Below are 18,515 nucleotides of genomic sequence, written 5' to 3'. Positions count from 1 at the left end.
TCAGCGGGCCCGCCGTCGGAACTGGCCCGGGGTCTCCCCGGCGAGGCGGGCGAACTGCCGGGTGAGGGCCGGTTGGTCGTAGAAGCCGCAGGCCACCGCGACCTCGGCGAGCGGGAGGTCGGAGGTGGTCAGCAGGGAGCGGGCCCGGTCGATCCGGGCGCGCAGCACGAACTGGGTCGGGGCGAGGCCGAAGACCGCGCGCATCCGCCGCTCGAGGGCGGACGTGGACATCCCCGCCGTCGTCGCCATCTCCTCCACCCGCGGCGGGTCGTCGAGGCGGCGTCCGACGAGCTCGACGACCCGCGACAGCGCGGGCATCGCGGGGTCGGTCTCGTCGGCCGAACGGAGGTCCTCGGACACGCTGACGACGCCGACGGGGACGTCGCCGGCCAGGACCGGCACCTTCGTCGTCAGGAACCAGCCCGGGACGCCGCCGACCCGGCGGATCAGCTCCAGCTCGTGGCGCAGCGGGCGACCCTCGGCCAGGACCCGCTGGTCCTGCTCCTCGTAGCGCTCGGCCAGGGCCGGGACGAACAGCTCCCCCGCGCGGTGGCCGATGACGGCGGAGCGGTCCCGCCGGTCGGCGCGCCGGACGAAGGCGTCGTTGACCTCGGTGTAGCGCCCGTCGGCGTCCTTGGCGCAGAACATCACGCCGGTGAGCTCGGCGAACAGCGCCACGAGCGCGGCGGCGGGCAGGTCCACCGGCCCATCGTCCCGGCGCCGTTGGCGGCGGCCGTCGCCCGGTGCGCCGGGATCGGACAAGAAGGATGTCGGACCCCGGGTGCACTCTGGACGCCATGAGCGAGCAGGTGGTCCTGGGTGCCCCTTCGATCGACGACGCGCTCATCGGGCGTGCCGTCGAGCGGGCCGCGCGCTGGAGCTCGGCGAGCGACGAGGCCGGGCACGACGCCGCGACCCGCCGCCTCGCCTCGCTCGTCCACGACCCCGACGGCGTCGACTTCGCGCTGCGCTTCGTCGACCGGGTCGCCCGCCCCGAGGACGACGCGGTGGCCGCCCGCGAGCTGGCCCGGCTCGCGGGTCGCGGTGCCCGGCTGCCCGGGTTCGCCTCCACGCTCGACCGGCTGATGCTGCGGACCGGGGCGGTGCTGGCCCCGCGCGCGCCGCGGCTGGTCGTCCCGCTCGCGCGGCGCCGGCTCCAGCAGCTGGTCGGGCACCTGGTCGTCGACGCGTCCGGGCGCGTCCTGCGCCGGCGGCTCGCCGCGGCACGGGCGGACGGCTTCCGGCTCAACCTGAACCTGCTCGGCGAGGCGGTCCTGGGCGAGGACGAGGCCGACCGGCGCCTGGCCCGCACCCACGAGCTGATCCGGCGCGACGACGTCGACTACGTGTCGGTCAAGGCCTCGTCGGTGGCGAGCCAGCTCGTGCCGTGGGACCACGAGGGCAGCCGCGACCGGTTGGTGCGGCGGCTCACGCCGTTGTTCGAGGCGGCCCGCGACCACGGCGTGTTCGTCAACCTCGACATGGAGGAGTACAAGGACCTCGACCTCACGGTCGCGCTGTTCACCGCGCTGCTCGACCAGCCCTCCCTGCGGGGGTACTCCGCGGGCATCGTGCTGCAGGCCTACCTGCCCGACTCGGTGGCCGCGCTGGACGAGCTGGCGGCCTTCGCCCGACGGCGGGTCGACGCGGGCGGTGCCCCCGTCAAGGTCCGGCTGGTCAAGGGCGCCAACCTGGCGATGGAGCGGGTGGACGCGGCGTTGCACGACTGGCCACAGGCCCCGTACGCGACCAAGGCCGAGGTCGACGCGAACTACGTGCGCCTGCTCGAGCGGGCGCTGCGGCCCGGCCTCGCGGACGCGCTGCGGATCGGGGTGGCGAGCCACCACCTGCACCACGTCGCGCTGGCCGTGGAGCTCGCCGCCGCACGCGGCGTGTCCGCGCAGATGGACGTCGAGATGCTGCAGGGCATGGCGCCCGCGCAGGCCCGGGCGGTCGCGGCGGACCTCCCGGAGTCGGGCCTGGTCCTCTACACCCCGGTGGTGCACGCCGAGGACTTCGACGCGGCGGTCAGCTACCTCGTCCGTCGGCTGGAGGAGAACGCCGGGCACGAGAACTACCTGTACGCGATGTTCTCCGACGACGGCCCGGCCTCCTACCTCGACCGGTTCCGGGCCTCGGTCGCCGAGCACGACCGGGTCGCCGACACGCCGCGCCGCACCCAGGACCGGGCGGCCGAGGTGCTCGGGGCGTTCCCGGAGCGGTTCCGCAACGAGCCCGACACCGACCCGTCGCTGGCCGCGAACCGCGACTGGGCCCGCCGCGCGGTCGCGGCGACCCCCGCTGACGTGACGGGCCCGGAGCTGACCGACCCGGCGGCCGTCGACGCCGTCGTCGAGCGGGCCGCGGGGTCGTCCTGGCGCGCGGTGGAGCCCGGCGAGCGGGCCCGGCTGCTGCGCGAGGCGGCGCGGGCGCTGGCGGCGGCCCGGACCGAGCTGCTCACGACGATGGTCCACGAGGCGGGGAAGACCGTGGCCGAGGCCGACCCGGAGATCTCCGAGGCGGTCGACTTCGCGGCCTACTACGCCGACCGGGCGGCCGAGCTCGACCCGCAGCGGTTCACCCCGGCCCGGGTCGTGGTGGTGACGCCGCCGTGGAACTTCCCGGTGGCCATCCCGCTCGGCGGCTGCCTGGCGGCGCTCGCGGCGGGCGCAGCCGTCGTCATCAAGCCGGCGCCGCAGGTGCGGGCCTGCGCCGAGGTCGGGGTCGCCGCGCTGCACGCGGCCGGGATCCCGGCGGACGCGCTGCAGCTCGTGCACACCGACGAGGGCGACGCGGGCCGACGCCTCGTGACCCACCCCGCGGTCGAGCGCGTGGTGCTGACCGGGGCGAGCGAGACCGCGGCGCTGTTCCGGTCGTGGCGCCCCGACCTGGGCGTGATCGCCGAGACCAGCGGCAAGAACGCGCTGGTGATCACCCCGGCGGCCGACCCGGACCTGGCCGTGGCCGATCTCGTGCGCTCCGCGTTCGGGCACGCGGGCCAGAAGTGCTCCGCGGCGTCCCTGGCGATCCTCGTCGGACCGGTGGGCGACCCGCGCTCGAAGGTCGGGCGCCGCTTCCGCCGCCAGCTCGCCGACGCGGTGCGCACGCTGCGGGTGGGGCCGGGCACCGACCTGTCGTCGACCATGGGGCCGCTGGTGGACGCGCTGTCGCCGAAGCTGGAGCGGGCGCTCACGACGCTCGAGCCCGGCGAGTCGTGGCTGGTGGAGCCCCGCCGGGTCGCCGACGCCACGTGGACGCCGGGCGTCCGCGAGGGAGTCGCCCCGGGGTCGTGGTTCCACGTCACGGAGTGCTTCGGGCCGGTGCTGGGCCTGATGCGGGCGGGGTCGCTGGACGAGGCGATCGAGCAGCAGGACGCGACCGGCTTCGGACTCACCGGCGGGCTGCATTCACTCGACGAGGACGAGATCGCATACTGGATGGAGCGGGTCGAGGTCGGCAACGCCTACGTCAACCGGCACATCACCGGGGCGATCGTGCAGCGGCAGTCGTTCGGGGGCTGGAAGGGCTCCGTCGTCGGGCCGGGTGCGAAGCCCGGGGGGCCGAACTACGTCGCGCAGTTCGGGACGTGGACCGACCCGGCCCGGCTCGAGACGGCGCCGCTGGGGCAGGCGGCCGCGGACCTGCTCGCCTCCGAGGCCCCGGCGCTCGGTCCCGACGACCTCGCGTGGCTGCGCGGGGCCGCCGGCTCGGACGCCTTCTGGTGGCGCGAGGAGTTCGGCGTGGAGCACGACCCGACCGGCATCGCGGCCGAGGCCAACGTGTTCCGGTACCGCCCGCTGCCGGAGCTGCGCGTGGTGCTCGGGGAGGGGTCGACGCCGCGCGACCTGCTCCGCCTGCGGCTGGCCGGGGCGTGCGCCGGGGTCCCGGTGACGACCTTCCTGGCCGCCGACCCCGCCCACGGCGGGGGGTGCATCCGGCCCGGGATCGCCCCGCGGCGGCCCTGCGGGCCGGGTGAACGGATCCGGGTCGTGGGCGAGCCGCCGGAGGGGCTGCGGCGGGAGGCCGCGCAGGTCGGGGCCTCGCTGGTGGAGGGCCCGGTGCTCGCCGACGGCCGCCGGGAGATGCTCTCGGTGCTGCGCGAGCAGGCGGTCAGCATCACCCGGCACCGGTTCGGTCATCTCGAGGCGTGAGACCCGCCGGGAAGGCATGGCCCGGTCCGGGCGTTGTGCCGGACATGGCGCAGATGACGATGTACACGACCAGCTGGTGTGGCTTCTGCCGGCGGCTCAAGAGCCAGCTCGACCGGGAGGGCATCGGCTACTCGGAGATCGACATCGAGCGGACGCCGGACGCCGCGGAGGTCGTGACCCGGATCAACGGCGGCAACCGCACGGTCCCGACGGTCGTCTACCCGGACGGCTCCGCCGCGACCAACCCGAGCTTCGCCGAGGTGAAGACCGCCCTCGCGAAGGCGGAGGCCGCGTCGGGCGCGTGAGCCGTGGTGAGCGAAGGGCCCCTTCGGTCGAGTAGATCGACCGGAGGGGCCCTTCGCTCGTTCCGGTCATGCCGCGCGTCGCCGAGTGCGACAGCGCGCAGGTTTGCGCGCCTCGGGACCTGTCTAGCGTCGCTCTCGCCGTGTCGAGGCGGCGGACACGGTGGATTCGGCGCGCTGATACCGGGTCCGATTGTGACGTTCAGTGTCAGCATGGCCGCAATGCTGACACCGGGCCGGAGGGTGCTCAGCCCGCCGCCGCCCACGCCTCCAGCATCGCGCGGGCGATCGACACGCCGCCGGGCAGGATGAGGTCGCGGTCCTCCCCGGCCTCGAACGCCGTCCCCCCGACGCCCCGTGCACCCGACCCCTCGCCCTCGCGGGTCATCCAGTCGCCCGCCTCGAGCGCCTCCCGCAGCTCCTGCCGGGTCACCCAGCGGGCGTTCTCGATCTCGCCCTCCTGCAGGCGCAGCGACTCGTCCGGGTCGGCGACCGCGGAGAACCCGATCATCAGCGAGCGCGGGAACGGCCAGGGCTGCGAGCCGAGGTAGGTGATCGTCGAGACGGACACGCCCACCTCCTCCGCGCACTCGCGGGCCACGCACGCCTCGAGCGACTCGCCGGCCTCGACGAACCCGGCCAGCACCGAGTAGCGGCCCGCGGGCCAGATCGGCTGGCGGGCCAGCAGCACGCGGTCGGCGCCGTCGTGGACCAGGCAGATCATCGACGGGTCGGTGCGGGGGTACTCCTCGTGGTCGTTCGCCTCGCACAGCTGGGCCCACCCGGCCTTGATCGCGCGCATCGGGGAGCCGTCGCGGGCGCAGAACCGGGCGCGCTCGTGCCAGGAGAGCAGCGCGACCGCCGTCGTCAGCAGCCCGGCCGACCGCGCGTCCAGCTCCCCGCCCGAGATGCGCAGGTCGCGCCACAGCTCGGTGGACGAGAAGCCCGACCCGGCGTCGTTCGCCGAGTCGGCGTCCGGCACCCGCACGCCCCAGTAGGCCGTCCCCTCCTCCTCTCCGAGCAGCACCGCGCCGTCGGGGATGCCGTCCCCGAAGTCCCGCGCGGGCGAGTCGACCAGCCGCAGCGAGCCGTCCGGCTGCTCGCTCACCGGGGTCCGGCCCTGCGGGTCCACCCGGACGACGCGGGCGAGCGGCCAGGTCGCGGCGACGTGGTCGGGGTCGCCGCGGACCTGCTCGCGCCGGTCGACCGTCGAGCGGGAGAGCCGGGGCAGGGAGTCGAGGTGGAACGCCGCCCGCATGTCCGGGCCGGCGGTGGAGGTCGACGGGATCGTCACGGGATCCTGATACCACCGAGGGCACGCAACGACTCCGCCGACGTGGCGGCGTCCGCCACGACCACCCCGGTGAACCGGGACGGCGCGAGGAACTCCGCCGCCGCGGCGGCGACCTCCTCGTGCGTGACCGCCTCCAGGCGCTGCGGGTGCTCGCGCATCCACGTGGAGTCCAGCCCCACCCCGGCGAGGCCGGCGAGCGTGGACGCCAGGCCGGCCTGGGTGTTCAGCGAGATCAGCAGCGACCCGACCGCGTAGCGCCGCGCCGACTCGAGCTCACCCGCGCTCGGCGGCACCACCGCGGCGCGGCCCAGCTCGTAGCGCATCTCCAGCAGCGCGGGCGCGGTCACCTCGGAGGCGCAGTCGGTCTCCACCAGCAGCGCGGCGCCGTACGGGTCGAACTCCAGCGACGACGACGCGTGGTAGGTGTAGCCCTTGTCCTCGCGGAGGTTCTCCACCAGGCGCGAGGAGAAGTAGCCGCCGAACGCCAGGTTGGCGAGCTGCAGGGCGGGATAGCGCGGGTCGGTCCGCGGGATCGCCGCCGCGGAGAGCCGCAGCTGGGACTGCACCGCCCCGGGCCGGTCGATCAGCAGCAGCTCCGAGCCCTGCAGGGCCGGCAGCGGCGGCAGCAGGCCCGCCTCCTGCGAGGCGTCCCAGGGCGCCAGGGCCGCCTCGGCGGCGGCCACGGCCGACGTCGGGTCGAGGTCGCCGACCAGCACCAGCGCCGAGCCGCGCGGCACGACGTGGCGGCGGTGGGCCTCGAGCAGGTCCTCGCGCGTGACGGCGGCGACGTCGGCGACCTCGGGCATCTCCCGGGTCGCCGGGTGGTCGCCGTAGCGGTGGCGCTGCAGCGCGCGGCGGGCGATCACCGAGGGCTGCGCGGACGCCACCTGGATGCGCTCGGCCAGCCGCTCCCGCTCGCGGGTCACCTCGTCGTCGGGGTAGGTCGCCCCGGTGAGGACGTCCGCAATGACGTCCAGCAGGGTCGGCAGCCCGTCGGCCAGGGCGTGCCCGGCGGCCGCGAGGCGCTCGGGGTCCACCGAGAAGCCGATCTCGCCGCCGACGCCCGCGAGGTCGTCGTCGAGGGAGACCCGGCTGCGCCGGTCGGTCCCGGAGAGCAGCGTGGAGGCGAGCACCTCGGCCACCGCGGCGTAGCGGGGGTCGGTGGCGTCCTCCCCCGAGAACGGGATGCGCAGGCGCGCCTCGACCATCGGCACCCCGGGCCGGCGGACCGCGATCACCCGCAGGCCCGTCGGCAGGACGGTGTCGACCTCCTCGGGCGCGGGGACCTGCGGCTGCGCCCGCAGCGGGGGCAGCTCACGGGGACCGGCCGGGGTGCGGCCGATCTCGTCCGCCGAACGACGGTCGGCGGGGCTGGGGGCGGAGGTGGCGGCGCTCATACGTCGGCTCCGGGGGTGAGGACGAGCAGGGCGCGGGCATCCGGGCGCAGGGACGCCGCGGCGGCGGCGACGGCCTCCGGGGTGACGGCGGCGATCTCCGCGGGCAGCTCGTCGGAGAGCTCCGCGCGGCCATGGACGAGCTCGGCCGAACCGAGGGCGAGCATCCGGTTCATCAGCCGGTCGTGCTCGCGGTACAGGGCGCCCGCCCAGCGCGCGGTCACCCGGCGCAGCTCCTCGGGCTCGGGCCCCTTCTCCGCGAGGGTGGCGAGCTCGGCGTCGACGATGTCGACGACCTGCCGCGGGTCGACGGAGTCCGGGTGCACCGCGGTGACCGTGAAGGTGTCGGGGTCGCGGGCGTCCAGCGGCGCCCCCATCAGCCCCGCGGATGCGGAGACGTCGGTGACCAGGCCGTCGCCGTAGACGAGGCGCTGGGTCAGGCGGGCCGCCTCGCCGTCGGTCAGCAGGCTGCCGAGGACGGCGTGGGCGAGGTAGCCGCGCAGGTCGGTCGCCGGGTCGGGCAGGCGGTAGCCGAGGGCGAGCGCCGGCAGCGGGGCGTGCGCGTCGACGACGGACTCGACCCGTTCGCCGTCGGGAGCGGGTTCGCCGAAGGTCGGTCGCGGTGGGACCGGACGGGCCGGGATGTCGCCGAAGTGCCGCTCGACCAGCGCCGCGGCGTCGTCGGGATCGAAGTCGCCGACGACGGTGAGGACGGCGTTGCCCGGCGCGTAGTAGGCGTCGAAGAACGCCGCGGCGTCGTCGAGGGTGGAGGTCTCGAGGTCGGTGAAGTCGCCGTAGCCGTTGTGGGCGTTCGCGAAGGTCGAGTACAGCACCGGCGGCAGCAGGATCCAGGGGAACCCGCCGTAGGGCCGGTTGAGCACGTTGAGGCGGATCTCCTCCTTCACCACGTCGATCTGGTTGGCGAGGTTCTCCGCGGTCAGCTTCGGCGCGCGCAACCGGTCGGCCTCCAGGAACAGGCCCCGCTCGAGGGCGCCGGCCGGGAGGATCTCGAAGTAGTCGGTGTAGTCCTGGTGGGTGGAGCCGTTGAACACCCCGCCCGACCCCTGGACGTGCCGGAAGTGGGCGAGCTTCTCCAGGCTCTCCGAGCCCTGGAACATCAGGTGCTCGAAGAGGTGGGCGAAGCCGGTGCGGCCCTGCGGCTCGCTGCGGAACCCCACGTCGACGTGGACGGCGACCCCGACGACGGGGTTGGTCCGGTCGGGCGCGAGGAGCACACGCAGCCCGTTGCCGAGCGTCAGTCGCTGTCGGTCCGCGGAGGCGGAGGACTCCGCGGCCGGGGCGGTCGAGGTGGGGGCCGTACTCACCCCCCGACCCTAACGGCGACGGCGGGTGCGCTGGGCGGGGACGGCTGTCCGGGCGGGTCGACGGGCGCGACGGGGGGCCGCCCGCCGGGCCGGGGCCGGCCGGCGGGCGAGCGCCACCGCCAGGGACCCGGCCCCGAGGGCCGCCGCCACCGCGAGCGCGAGCTCCAGGCGGGCGACCAGCGGGGAGACCGTGTCCCCGCCGACGTCGGTGGCCGTGCGGGCGCCGCCACCGCCGGTCCCGGCCACGGCGAGCGGCGCCGTGATCACGCCGTCCGCGGGGACCTCGACGGCCACCGGAAAGCCGGGGTTGCGGCCGCACCCGTCCAGGACCGCCTCCCGTCGGGTCCCGCCGACGTCGACGAGGACCCGGTCGTGCGGAACGGGCGACAGGCACGATGCGGTGGCGGTGACGACGGCCGTCGCGGTCACCGGCGGCGCGACCGGGGCGGTGACGGGGACGGGCGCGATCCCGATCGCCTGGGCCAGGGCGGGGACCCGGGGCACCAGCGCGACGACCGCCATCGCGCCGAGCGCCAGGGCCACCAGCAGGACCAGGGTGCGGGTCGACCGCTGATCACTCTCGGCGACCCGGGGGCGCGCGAGGCCGAGAGCGCGTGACGGGAGACCGTCCACCGAGAGTGACACGGATGGCATTCTGCCCACGGCACGCCGGACCCGATGGAGGGATCCCGGGCTCTACCCACCGCGACCGGCTGGTACACCTCCCCCTCGCGGATCCCTCCCGTCCGGCGCACGCACCACCGGGACAGCGGTGGCCCGCTGCTGACGCTCGGTGTCAGCCGTGGGCCACCGCTGACGTCAGCGCGGGAAGCCGTCGACCCCGGTCGCACCGGCCGAGTACGCCCACAGCCGCTCGGCGGCGTCCGGGTCGATCGCGTACGGCATGACGCCGCCGCCGTAGCCGCCGCGCGAGTCCGGCGCCGCGGCGGTGTCCACCGGCACGGCGACGTCGCAGTCCTCGAGGTACACCCCGGACAGGCCGGCGAGCTGCGGGCTGGTCGCCGCCCAGGTCTCGGTGGCCGCGCCCTGCTCCGGCGTCTTGAAGCCCGACGCCGCCGGCCCCGGCTCCCCGGACTCGGTCAGCCAGCCGAGCGCGATCATCTCCTCGCGCGGCAGGTGCCGCTGCAGCGGCGTCATGATGCCGCCGGGGTGCAGCGCGAACGCCCGGACGCCGCGGGCGGCGAGGCCGACGGCGAACAGCACGTTGGCGGTCTTGGCCTGGCCGTAGGCCTGCCACTTGTCGTACTCGCGGTGCTCGTAGTGCAGGTCGTCGAACACGACGTCGGAGAAGTGGTGCCCGCGGGACGACACCGACACGACCCGGGCGTCGTCGGTCAGCCGCGGCGCGAGCCGGTTGACCAGCGCGAAGTGGCCCAGGTGGTTCGTCGCGAACTGCCGTTCCCAGCCGGGGCCGACCCGCTCGAACGGGCAGGCCATGATCCCGGCGTTGTCGATCACCATGTCGAGCCCGGTGCCGTCGTCGAGGCGGCGGGCCGCGAAGGCGGCGACGGAGTCGAGGTCGGCGAGGTCGAGCTCGTCGGTGGTGACGCCGTCGATCCCGGCCAGGGCCTCCTGCGCCACCTCCCGACGGCGGGCCGGGACGACCACCCGCGCGCCCGCCCCGGTGAGGGCGCGGACGGCCTCGAGGCCGAGGCCGGAGTAGCCGCCGGTGACGAGGGCGACCCGGCCGGACAGGTCGAGGCCCGCGACGACCTCGGCGGCGGTGCTGGTCGCCCCGAACCCGGAGTCGATCGGGGCCTGGTGCGTCGTGATCATGGCCTCGACGCTAGGTCCTCGAGTGCGCTCGAACGCAAGTCAGCAGCGCGCTCCCAGCAGGCGCACGAGGTGGGCGACGGACTCGGCGCCGCGCAGCAGCAGGGGCAGGACCGCCCGCTCGTCCGGGGCGTGGATGCGGTCGCCGGGGAGCATCACGCCGAGGAAGGCCAGCGGGGCGCCGAGGGCGTCGGTCAGCAACGCCTCCGGCCCGCTGCCGCCCTCGCGGGCCGGCAGCACCTCGGCGCCGAGCGCGATCCCCATCGCCTCGCGGATCGACGCGACGAGGTCGGAGTCGAGGTCGCAGATCAGCGGCGGGACGCCGGGCCCGCCGGTCGACACCTCCGCGTCGATCCCGGCCGGGACGCGCTCCGCCACGAACCGCTCCAGCAGGGGCTTGATCCGCGCCGGGTCCTGCGCGTCGACCAGCCGGAACGTCATCTTCAGGGTCGCGGTGTGCGGCACGATCGTCTTGTGGCCCGGGCCGGCGTAGCCACCGTGCAGGCCGTTCACCTCGGCGGTCGGGCGGGCCCACAGCCGCTCGTAGGTCGACCAGCCCGCCTCGCCGGACGTCGCCGTCGCCCCGGCGGCCGAGCCGGCGAGCCACGCCGGCTCGTCGAAGGGGAGCGCGGCCCACGCGGCACGCTCCTCGGCGGTGGGCTCCCGGACGTCGTCGTAGAACCCGGGGACGGCGATGTGCCCGTCGTCGTCGTGGAACGCCGCGACGAGCCGCGCCAGCTCGGTCACCGGGTTGGGCACCGCCCCGCCGAACTGGCCGGAGTGCAGGTCGACCGAGGCACCGCGGTAGACCACCTCGAGGTCGACCATCCCGCGCATGCCGCAGCACACCGTCGGGGTGTCGCGGCCGACCATGCCGGTGTCGGTCACGACGATCTCGTCGCAAGTCAGCGCGTCGGCGTGCGCGTCGAGCAGCTCGGCCAGGTGCGCGGAGCCGGACTCCTCCTCACCCTCCACCAGGAGCTTCAGCGACACCGCCGGGGACGTCGCCCCCGTCGCCGCGAGGTGCGCCCGCACCCCGAGCAGCACCATCGCGATGTGGCCCTTGTCGTCCGAGGCGCCCCGGCCCCGCAGCTCCTCCCCCACCACCTGCGGCTCGAAGGGGGCGAAGGACCAGCCGTCCTCGAGGTCCGCGGGCTGCACGTCGTGGTGGCCGTAGACCAGCACCGTCGGGGCGTCCGGGTCGGCCGCCGGCCAGTGCGCGTACACGGCGGGCAGAGCCGCGGTGTCGTCCCAGACCTCGGTGACCGGCCACCCGTCGCGGCGCAGGGTCGCGACGAGCCACTCGGCCGAGCGGGCCACGTCGCCCCGGTGGCCGGGGTCGGCACTGATCGAGGGGATGCGCAGCCACTCGGACAGCTCGGCGACGAAGGCGTCGGCCCGCGCCGCCACCTCGGTCTGCTCGACGGTGCCCGACAGCGGTTCGGCGGTGCTGGTCACGGCCCCACGCTAGCCCCGCAGCAGGCCCCGGATCTCGTGCCGCCGGACCACCGCCACGACGAGCAGGAGCACCCCCAGGATCACCGGCGTGTACCAGAAGCCCTCGGAGAGGAAGAACACCTGCGCGGCCGTGGCGCCGACCATCAGCGCCGCCAGGCAGGCCGCCGCGAGCCCCGCGACCCGCGGGACGAGCAGCCCGATCCCGCCGGCGATCTCGAGGATCCCGACGACGTGGCGCAGCGGCTGGCCGCCCGGGAGCTCGGCGAAGAGCTGGATCGCGTAGGCGTCGCCCCACAGCTTCGGCAGGCCGGAGCCGACGACGAACATCAGGCCCAGCAGGATCGACAGGACCCACAGGCCGATCGTGACGGCGCGCGAGCGGGAGGCGGCGGGGGCGGCGGTGAGGGCGCTCATGGCGACGATCCTCCTGCTCAGCCGCGTGTGGTGTCAATATCGTATCGCGTGATTGTCTTTTCGTACTCCGGCGGCGGGCGGGTCGGTGCGCGACCATCGCCGGGTGAGCTTCTCCCGCCCGCCGGCCTTCACCACGCGCCCGACCCTGGAGGGCACCGTCGGGATGGCGGCGTCCACGCACTGGGCCGCGTCCGCGACCGCGATGGGGGTGCTCGAGCGCGGCGGCAACGCCTTCGACGCGGCGGTGGCGGCGGCCTTCGTCCTGCAGGTCGTCGAGCCGCACCTCAACGGGCCGGGCGGGGACCTGACGGCGATCTTCACGACGGCGGGTGACCCCGTCCCGCGGGTGCTCGACGGCCAGGGCCCGGCCCCGGCGGGCGCGTCCGCCGCGCGCTACCGCGACGAGGGCCTCGACCGGGTGCCCGGCGCGGGGGCCCTCGCGGCCGCGGTCCCGGGCGCCACCGACGCGTGGCTGCTCCTGCTACGCGACCACGGGACGTGGGAGGTCGCCGACGTCGTCGCCCCGGCGATCGGCTACGCCCGCGACGGGTTCCCGGCGGTCGCGCGGATCGGGTCCACGATCGCCGCGGTGGCGGATCTGTTCGCCGGGCACTGGCCCTCGAGCGCGGCGCTGTGGCTGCCCGACGGTCGCCCGCCCGCGCCCGGGCAGGTGGTGCGGAACCCGGCGTGGGCGTCGACCCTGGGCCGGCTGGCGGACGCGGCGCAGGGCCCGACCCGCGAGGCCCGCGTGGACGCGGTGCGCACGGTCTGGGCGGAGGGCTTCGTCGCGGAGGCGGTCGAGGCGTTCTGCCGTGTCCCGCACCGGCACGCGACCGGCGGCGACCACGCGGGGGTGCTCACCGTGGCCGACTCCGCCGGCTGGCGCGCCTCGAGCACCGACGCCGCCGTCGGGAGCTTCCTCGGGTACCGCGTCGCCAAGACCCCGCTGTGGGGTCAGGGCCCGGCGCTGCTGCAGATGCTCGCGCTGCTCGAGCCGGACCCGCCCGACCCGTCCACCGCGGACGGTGCGCACCGGGTGCTGGAGGCGATCAAGCTGGCGCAGGCCGACCGGGAGGCATGGTTCGGCGACGACACCGCGACCACGCTCGACGAGCTGCTCGACCCGGCCTACCTCACCGGCCGACGCGCCCTGATCACCGACGAGGCGTCCCCCGACGTGCGGCCGGGACGCGTCGGCGGCCGCGAGCCGCGGATGGCGGAACTCGCGACGACCGGGCTGGCGCCGGGGGTGTCGGGCGGCTCCGCGGTCGGCGAGCCGACGGTGACGCTGGAGGGCGAGACGTGGGGCGACACCTGCCACGTCGACGTCGTCGACCGGTGGGGCAACCTCGTCTCGGCCACCCCCTCGGGCGGCTGGCTGCAGTCGTCCCCGACGATCCCCGAGCTCGGCTTCGCGCTCGGCACGCGGCTGCAGATGACCTGGCTCGAGGAGGGCCTGCCCTCAACCCTGCGGCCCGGGCGGCGGCCGCGGACCACGTTGACCCCGACGCTGGTGCTCGACGACCGCGGGCCGGCCTTCGCCCTCGGGTCGCCCGGCGGCGACCAGCAGGACCAGTGGCAGCTGCTCTACCTGCTGCGCACCCTCGCCGGCGGGTGGTCACCGCAGGCGGCCATCGACGCCCCGGCCCTGCACACGACCTCGTCGCCCGGCTCGTTCTGGCCCCGCGACCGCGAGCCGGCCGGCGCCGTCGTCGAGGACCGGCTCGGCGAGCACGTCATCGCCGGGCTGGCGCGGCGGGGCCACCGGGTGACCCGCGCGGGCGACTGGGCCCTGGGCCGGCTCTCGGCCGTGGGGATCGACCGGGACCGGGGCGTCCTGTGGGGCGCGGCGAACCCGCGGGGCATGCAGGGCTACGCGGTGGGAAGGTGATCGACATGGCCTCCCTGCTGCGCCGCCGTCGCCGTCCGTCGCCCGGGACCTCCGCGGCCCTGCTCGCCTACCCGCTGCTCGGGATGGGCGCGCTGCACTTCGCGGTGCCGGCGCCCTTCGACTCGATCGTGCCGCCGTGGATCCCGGGCGAGGCCCGGTTCTGGACCTACGCCAGCGGAGTGGCCGAGCTCGCCGTCGGGACCGCGGTGGCCGTGCCGCGCACCCGTCGGCTGGGCGCGACGGCGGCCGTGGGCCTTTTCCTCGCGGTGTTCCCCGCGAACGTGCAGATGGCCTGGGACTGGCGGCGCCGCTCCTGGCCGTGGCTCGCGGTGGCGCTGGGCCGGCTGCCGCTGCAGGTCCCCATGGTCGCCCACGCGCTGCGGGTGCGGGCGGACTCGGACTGACCGGGGCTAACCGGGCAGGCCGAGGACTCCCGCGGGGTCGTGACGGCGGGCGAGCGCCGCGAAGCGCGCCTCGTCGCCGTCGGCCGGCTCGGCGGGCAGCAGGGCCGGTCCGGCCCCGTCGGCGTCCAGGACGATCTCGGTGACGACGCCGACCGCCTCCGGGCGGCAGCGGAACGCCCACCAGAGCTCGGGATCGGGGTGGCGGCCCGCGAGGTGGTGCACGGCGCCGTCGCCGGTGACCACGGTGACGCCGCGCAGGCCGCCGGCGCCCGGGGCGTCGGCGACGGTGTCGCGGCGCCGCGGCACCCGCACCGTGCCGCCGCTCGCGGCCACGACCCCGCGGACCTGCGCCCAGGACGCACCGACCCCGGCATGCAGGAGCCCGTCGTGCAGCACGACGCGGTCGGCCCGGGAGAGGGACAGCGCGACCGCGGGACGGCCGGTCCGGCTCGGCGGCTGCGCGGTGTGCGGATCGAGCACGACCACCTCGACGTCGTGCGCGTTCGCCCACCGCAGCGTGGCGACGACGTCCCGGGTCCCGGTCGCGCCGACCACCGCGACGAGGTGGGACGGGGGGCGGCCGAGGGAGGTGGCGCGCAGGAGGTCGACCGCGGCGTCGGCGGTGTAGGGCGGGGTGACCGGCCCGTCCACGAGGTCACCGAGCTCGAGGGCGGCGCGGGCCACCCGGCCGGATGCGCCGCCGTGCTGCGGGCGCGGACTGATCGTCACGCCCGATGCATCGCTCGCGACCCCGGAAGGGTTATCCGGATTCCTCCACCGATCGGGGGAGCACCCCGAACGGGTCGTGCCGGCGGACGACGGCGTCGACCCGCTCCCGCTCGGCGTCGTCGAGGGCGGGCCGCCGCGCCAGCACCGTGACGTCCCAGGGGTCGATCTCGACCTCGGTGACCACGCCGACCAGCTCGGGGCGGACCCGGTAGGCCCACCAGAGCTCCTCGTCGCCGCCGCGCCCGCCGAGCCGGTGGACCGTCCCGTCCCCGGTGACGAGCGTGACCCCGCGCTTGGTCAGCGCCCCGACGCCGTGCGCCACCGTGCCCGCCCGGCGCAGGAGCGCCCGCGGCGCGCGGGGGCGGGCGGTCCCGCAGGTCTCCCGCTCCGCGCCCGCCGCCGCGTCGTGCACCGCCGCCCAGGCCGCACCCGCCCCCGCGCGCACGGTGTGCGCGCGGAGGTCCACCGACACGCGGTCCGCACGCGCGAGCGAGATCGCGAGGACCGGCCGGCCGGGCGGGGTCGGGCGCGACGACGGGCGGGGGCGCGGGTCGAGGAGGACGACGCCGACGTCGTGCGCGGCCGCCCAGCGCATCGTGGCGGCGACGTCGTCCGTGCCGGTCGCGCCGACGACCGCGAGCACGCGTCGCAGCGACCCCGCGGTGGGGTCGGCGGCGAGCTCCACGGCGGCGTCCGCGCCGTGGGGCGGGTGCACCGGTCCGTCGACGAGCGGCTCCAGCTCCGCCGCCGTCCCGGCCCGTCCCCCGCGCACGGAGCGGCGGGGCAGCTCCTGCGGTCCGATCGTCATGACGTCCCCCTCGATCCCGTGCGTCAGCGCGACCGCAGCCCGAGCCGCCGGCCGCCGAGGACGGCGTCGGGGTCGGTGCGGGTGACGACGGCGGTGAGCCGCGCGCGGTCGTCGTCGGTCCAGCAGGCCCCCGGCCGGACGGCGAGCGTCTGGGGCGAGGCGTAGTTCGCGGGCACGGTCCCGGCCGACCACGGGCCGAGCGCGTCGACGATCCCGTGCCCGACGGCGGGCACGATCCCGGCGAGCTCGGGGACCATCGGGGCCACGACGCCGACGCAGTAGGGCGCCCGCGCCGCCACGCCCTGCGTCCCGCGCAGTGCCGCCCCGCCGGTCTGGCGCAGCTCGACGACGACGGCCGGCAGCTCGTGCGCCGGCCCGGCGACCTCGAGCAGGGTGTCGATCGTGTCGTGGGTGATCTCCGTGAGGAACCCGCCGGTGATCCACGACGGCATCGGGTCGGTGGGGTCGCAGTGCACCGCGTCGACCGCCGCGGCCGGGAGGACGTCGACCATGTCCAGGACCGGGGTGGCCACCCGGCGCATCGGTGCGAGGACCTCGAGCCCCTCGATCTCCGGGCCGAGGTGCGCCACGCGCAGGTGCACGACCGTCCGGCCGCGCAGCGGCGGGGGTGCACCCTCCACGTCCGGCATGCGCAGGATCGCGACGGAGGTGGTGGTGTTCTCGGTCAGCCCGGCCTGCCAGTCCCGCCACGCGTGCAGGACGGCGGGGGCGTCCGCGGCGTCGAAGAAGATCGCGCCGCCGTAGAACCGGGTGAGCTCGACCAGCTCCAGGGTCATCTCGACGACGAGGCCCGCGGCGTCCTTGCCGCCCAGCAGGGCGTCGAACAGCTCGTCGCCGGGTCCGACCTCGCGGACCTCGCCCTCGCCGGTGACGACCTGCATCGCGCGCACGCGGTCCGACCCGAGCCCGAAGCGGCGGATCATCGGACCGACGCCGCCGCCGGAGCAGAACCCGACGACCCCGACGTCGGTCGACGACCCGGTGACCCCCGTGAGGCCGTACGGCGCGGCCGCCTCGACGACCCGCGCCCACTTCACGCCGGCGCCGACGGTGACGGTCCGGGCGGCCGGGTCGACGTCGCAGCGGTCCAGGCGCTTCGTGGAGACGATCAGCGTGCCGCGGTGGGAGAAGTCGGCGTGCCCGGTCGCGACGACGGCGACCCCGACGCCCCGGGCCCGCGCCCACCGGACCGCGGCCGCGACGTCGGCCGCGTCGGTCGCCCCCACGACCCCCACCGGCTCGTGCACCGGGGCCAGGTTGAAGCCGGCGATCTCGGCGACCATCCCGACGTCCCCGGGATCCCACACGGGTCCGGACACGGCATGGCGCAGGTCGGTGAGGTCGGCGGCGGCGACGGGACGCGTGACGAGCTGGGTCATGGCGGACTCTCCGTGATCGTGACTGCGCTGCTCGGGTGAGCATCGTTGTCACTGACCGTAGAGTTACCACTCTGTGTGACACAAGCCGCACTTGAGTCCAGGATCCGTTACCGAGGGTGGCGCGGGCCTCTCACCATCCGTGATCGGACTACTCGCGCGGGCGGAGCGTCGCGTTCGGCAGCGCGGGGGCGTGCAGGCGGGCGGTCCGGCCGTCCGGCCCGACGTAGCCGGAGACGTGGCCGTAGCGCTCCTCCGGGGCGTCCTCCCACGCCGTCCGGAACGCCACGATCTCGTCGTGGGTGCGTCCGATGAAGTTCCACCACATGACGATCTGCTCGCCGAACGGGGTCCCGCCGAGCAGGAGCAGCCGGGCCGGGCCGTCCCCGGTGTTCGCCAGCTCCAGCCGCTCCCGGCCGGGGGCCAGGTAGGCCACTTCGGCGGCGGCCACCGGCTGCCCGCCCACCGTCACGGACCCGGTGTCCAGCAGGACGCCGTGCTCGAAGGCCCGGTCGACGTCCAGCGTGACCGTCGCCCCGGGGTCGAGCAGGAGTTCCGCACCGAGCAGCGGGGTGAACGTCTCGATCGGGCTGGTGATGCCGGCGAGCTCCCCGAGGAACACCCGCAGGGTGGCCCCGACCAGGTCGACCGCATCCGGGGCGTGGTGGGCGAAGGCGCGCGGGGTGTCGCGGTGGGCGTCGGGCAGGGCGAGCCAGAGCTGCGCGCCGTGCAGGACCGTGGTGCCGGGGGTGGAGACCTCGGAGTGGCACACGCCGTGCCCGCCCGTCATCAGGTTCAGCTCCCCGGGGCGGACGATCGCGTGCACGCCGTGCGAGTCGCGGTGCTCCACCTCGCCGGTGAACAGCCAGCTCACGGTGGCCAGGCCGGTGTGCGGGTGCGGCGGGACGTCCATGCCGCCGGTCGCGGACACGTCGTCCGGGCCGTAGTGGTCCACGAAGCACCAGGCCCCGATCAGCGAGCGCCGCCGCTGCGGGAGCGTGCGCCGCACCGCCATCGCACGCGGCCCGCCGAGCGGTACCTCGCGGGGGGTGAGGATCTCGACGACCGCGTCCGGGTGCTCGCGGCCGTCGCAGAGGACCTCGTCGGGGGCGGTCTCCACGTTGCTCACGGCCCCGATCATCCTCCGCGCGCGC

Annotated in this window: 16 protein-coding genes; 4 read left to right on the top strand and 12 right to left on the bottom strand. The window is 76.1% G+C overall.

Going from position 1 to position 18,515, the window contains the following annotated elements; all coding sequences use genetic code 11:
• Positions 1–702 (bottom strand): helix-turn-helix domain-containing protein, encoded by a 702-nt coding sequence (locus WCD74_RS07500; protein WP_337694195.1) that lies wholly within the window; start codon positions 700–702, stop codon positions 1–3.
• 95 nt (positions 703–797) lie between these two features.
• On the opposite strand from WCD74_RS07500, the gene WCD74_RS07495 reads away from it, so the two are divergent.
• Positions 798–4,151, top strand: coding sequence for a proline dehydrogenase family protein (locus WCD74_RS07495; RefSeq protein ID WP_337694194.1), 3,354 nt, complete (start codon positions 798–800; stop codon positions 4,149–4,151).
• A gap of 44 nt (positions 4,152–4,195) precedes the next feature.
• Complete coding sequence (locus WCD74_RS07490; protein WP_337694193.1) at positions 4,196–4,456, top strand: mycoredoxin; 261 nt, start codon at positions 4,196–4,198, stop codon at positions 4,454–4,456.
• Positions 4,457–4,700: 244 nt separating this feature from the next.
• On the opposite strand, the gene nudC is transcribed toward WCD74_RS07490, so the two are convergent.
• From nudC to WCD74_RS07455, 7 genes are all read right to left on the bottom strand, one after another.
• Entirely contained in the window at positions 4,701–5,711 is a 1,011-nt protein-coding gene (gene nudC / locus WCD74_RS07485; RefSeq protein ID WP_337694277.1) for an NAD(+) diphosphatase, read from the bottom strand.
• Positions 5,712–5,743: 32 nt separating this feature from the next.
• Positions 5,744–7,144, bottom strand: coding sequence for a M16 family metallopeptidase (locus tag WCD74_RS07480; protein ID WP_337694192.1), 1,401 nt, complete (start codon positions 7,142–7,144; stop codon positions 5,744–5,746).
• Entirely contained in the window at positions 7,141–8,400 is a 1,260-nt protein-coding gene (locus WCD74_RS07475; protein ID WP_337694276.1) for a M16 family metallopeptidase, read from the bottom strand. The genes WCD74_RS07480 and WCD74_RS07475 overlap by 4 nt, the downstream gene beginning before the upstream one ends.
• A 75-nt stretch (positions 8,401–8,475) precedes the next feature.
• Positions 8,476–9,111 carry a hypothetical protein gene (locus tag WCD74_RS07470; RefSeq protein ID WP_337694191.1) on the bottom strand — a complete coding sequence of 212 codons (636 nt, stop codon included), beginning with the start codon at positions 9,109–9,111 and terminating at the stop codon, positions 8,476–8,478.
• Positions 9,112–9,285: 174 nt separating this feature from the next.
• On the bottom strand, positions 9,286–10,260 hold the full coding sequence (locus WCD74_RS07465; RefSeq protein ID WP_337694275.1) for an SDR family NAD(P)-dependent oxidoreductase: 975 nt from the start codon (positions 10,258–10,260) through the stop codon (positions 9,286–9,288).
• Positions 10,261–10,302: 42 nt separating this feature from the next.
• Positions 10,303–11,718 (bottom strand): M20/M25/M40 family metallo-hydrolase, encoded by a 1,416-nt coding sequence (locus tag WCD74_RS07460; protein ID WP_337694190.1) that lies wholly within the window; start codon positions 11,716–11,718, stop codon positions 10,303–10,305.
• 9 nt (positions 11,719–11,727) lie between these two features.
• A complete protein-coding gene (locus WCD74_RS07455; RefSeq protein WP_337694189.1) occupies positions 11,728–12,132 on the bottom strand; it encodes a DoxX family protein in 405 nt (134 codons plus the stop codon).
• Between the two features lie 163 nt (positions 12,133–12,295).
• On the opposite strand from WCD74_RS07455, the gene WCD74_RS07450 reads away from it, so the two are divergent.
• Together WCD74_RS07450 and WCD74_RS07445 are read left to right on the top strand one after the other, a co-directional pair.
• Entirely contained in the window at positions 12,296–14,023 is a 1,728-nt protein-coding gene (locus WCD74_RS07450; protein WP_337694274.1) for a gamma-glutamyltransferase family protein, read from the top strand.
• Positions 14,024–14,028: 5 nt separating this feature from the next.
• Positions 14,029–14,427: a DoxX family protein gene (locus tag WCD74_RS07445; RefSeq protein WP_337694188.1), complete on the top strand. Its 399-nt coding sequence runs from the start codon at positions 14,029–14,031 to the stop codon at positions 14,425–14,427.
• Positions 14,428–14,433: 6 nt separating this feature from the next.
• Here WCD74_RS07445 and WCD74_RS07440 read toward each other — a convergent pair whose 3' ends face one another.
• From WCD74_RS07440 to WCD74_RS07425, 4 genes are all read right to left on the bottom strand, one after another.
• A complete protein-coding gene (locus WCD74_RS07440; RefSeq protein ID WP_337694187.1) occupies positions 14,434–15,156 on the bottom strand; it encodes a hypothetical protein in 723 nt (240 codons plus the stop codon).
• 31 nt (positions 15,157–15,187) lie between these two features.
• Positions 15,188–15,964 (bottom strand): FAD-binding protein, encoded by a 777-nt coding sequence (locus WCD74_RS07435; RefSeq protein WP_337694186.1) that lies wholly within the window; start codon positions 15,962–15,964, stop codon positions 15,188–15,190.
• Between the two features lie 23 nt (positions 15,965–15,987).
• Positions 15,988–17,364, bottom strand: coding sequence for an FAD-binding oxidoreductase (locus WCD74_RS07430; protein WP_337694185.1), 1,377 nt, complete (start codon positions 17,362–17,364; stop codon positions 15,988–15,990).
• A gap of 148 nt (positions 17,365–17,512) precedes the next feature.
• On the bottom strand, positions 17,513–18,490 hold the full coding sequence (locus WCD74_RS07425; RefSeq protein WP_337694184.1) for a pirin family protein: 978 nt from the start codon (positions 18,488–18,490) through the stop codon (positions 17,513–17,515).
• Between the last annotated feature and the right edge of the window lie 25 nt (positions 18,491–18,515).

The sequence above is a fragment of the Actinomycetospora aurantiaca genome (genome assembly GCF_037401875.1).
GTDB classification, from domain to species: Bacteria; Actinomycetota; Actinomycetes; order Mycobacteriales; family Pseudonocardiaceae; genus Actinomycetospora; species Actinomycetospora aurantiaca.
Note: the sequence above shows the minus strand (reverse complement) of the source record. Positions and strands in the feature narration are given on the sequence as shown.

What these genes read in the sequence shown, in the direction of transcription:
- WCD74_RS07495 (WP_337694194.1), top strand. Translation starts at nt 798, where the DNA reads ATGAGCGAGCAGGTGGTCCTGGGTGCCCCTTCGATCGACGACGCGCTC.
- WCD74_RS07490 (WP_337694193.1), top strand. Translation starts at nt 4,196, where the DNA reads ATGGCGCAGATGACGATGTACACGACCAGCTGGTGTGGCTTCTGCCGG.
- nudC (WP_337694277.1), bottom strand. Translation starts at nt 5,711, where the DNA reads ATGCGGGCGGCGTTCCACCTCGACTCCCTGCCCCGGCTCTCCCGCTCG.
- WCD74_RS07480 (WP_337694192.1), bottom strand. Translation starts at nt 7,144, where the DNA reads ATGAGCGCCGCCACCTCCGCCCCCAGCCCCGCCGACCGTCGTTCGGCG.
- WCD74_RS07455 (WP_337694189.1), bottom strand. Translation starts at nt 12,132, where the DNA reads ATGAGCGCCCTCACCGCCGCCCCCGCCGCCTCCCGCTCGCGCGCCGTC.
- WCD74_RS07450 (WP_337694274.1), top strand. Translation starts at nt 12,296, where the DNA reads ATGGCGGCGTCCACGCACTGGGCCGCGTCCGCGACCGCGATGGGGGTG.
- WCD74_RS07445 (WP_337694188.1), top strand. Translation starts at nt 14,029, where the DNA reads ATGGCCTCCCTGCTGCGCCGCCGTCGCCGTCCGTCGCCCGGGACCTCC.
- WCD74_RS07435 (WP_337694186.1), bottom strand. Translation starts at nt 15,964, where the DNA reads ATGACGATCGGACCGCAGGAGCTGCCCCGCCGCTCCGTGCGCGGGGGA.
- WCD74_RS07430 (WP_337694185.1), bottom strand. Translation starts at nt 17,364, where the DNA reads ATGACCCAGCTCGTCACGCGTCCCGTCGCCGCCGCCGACCTCACCGAC.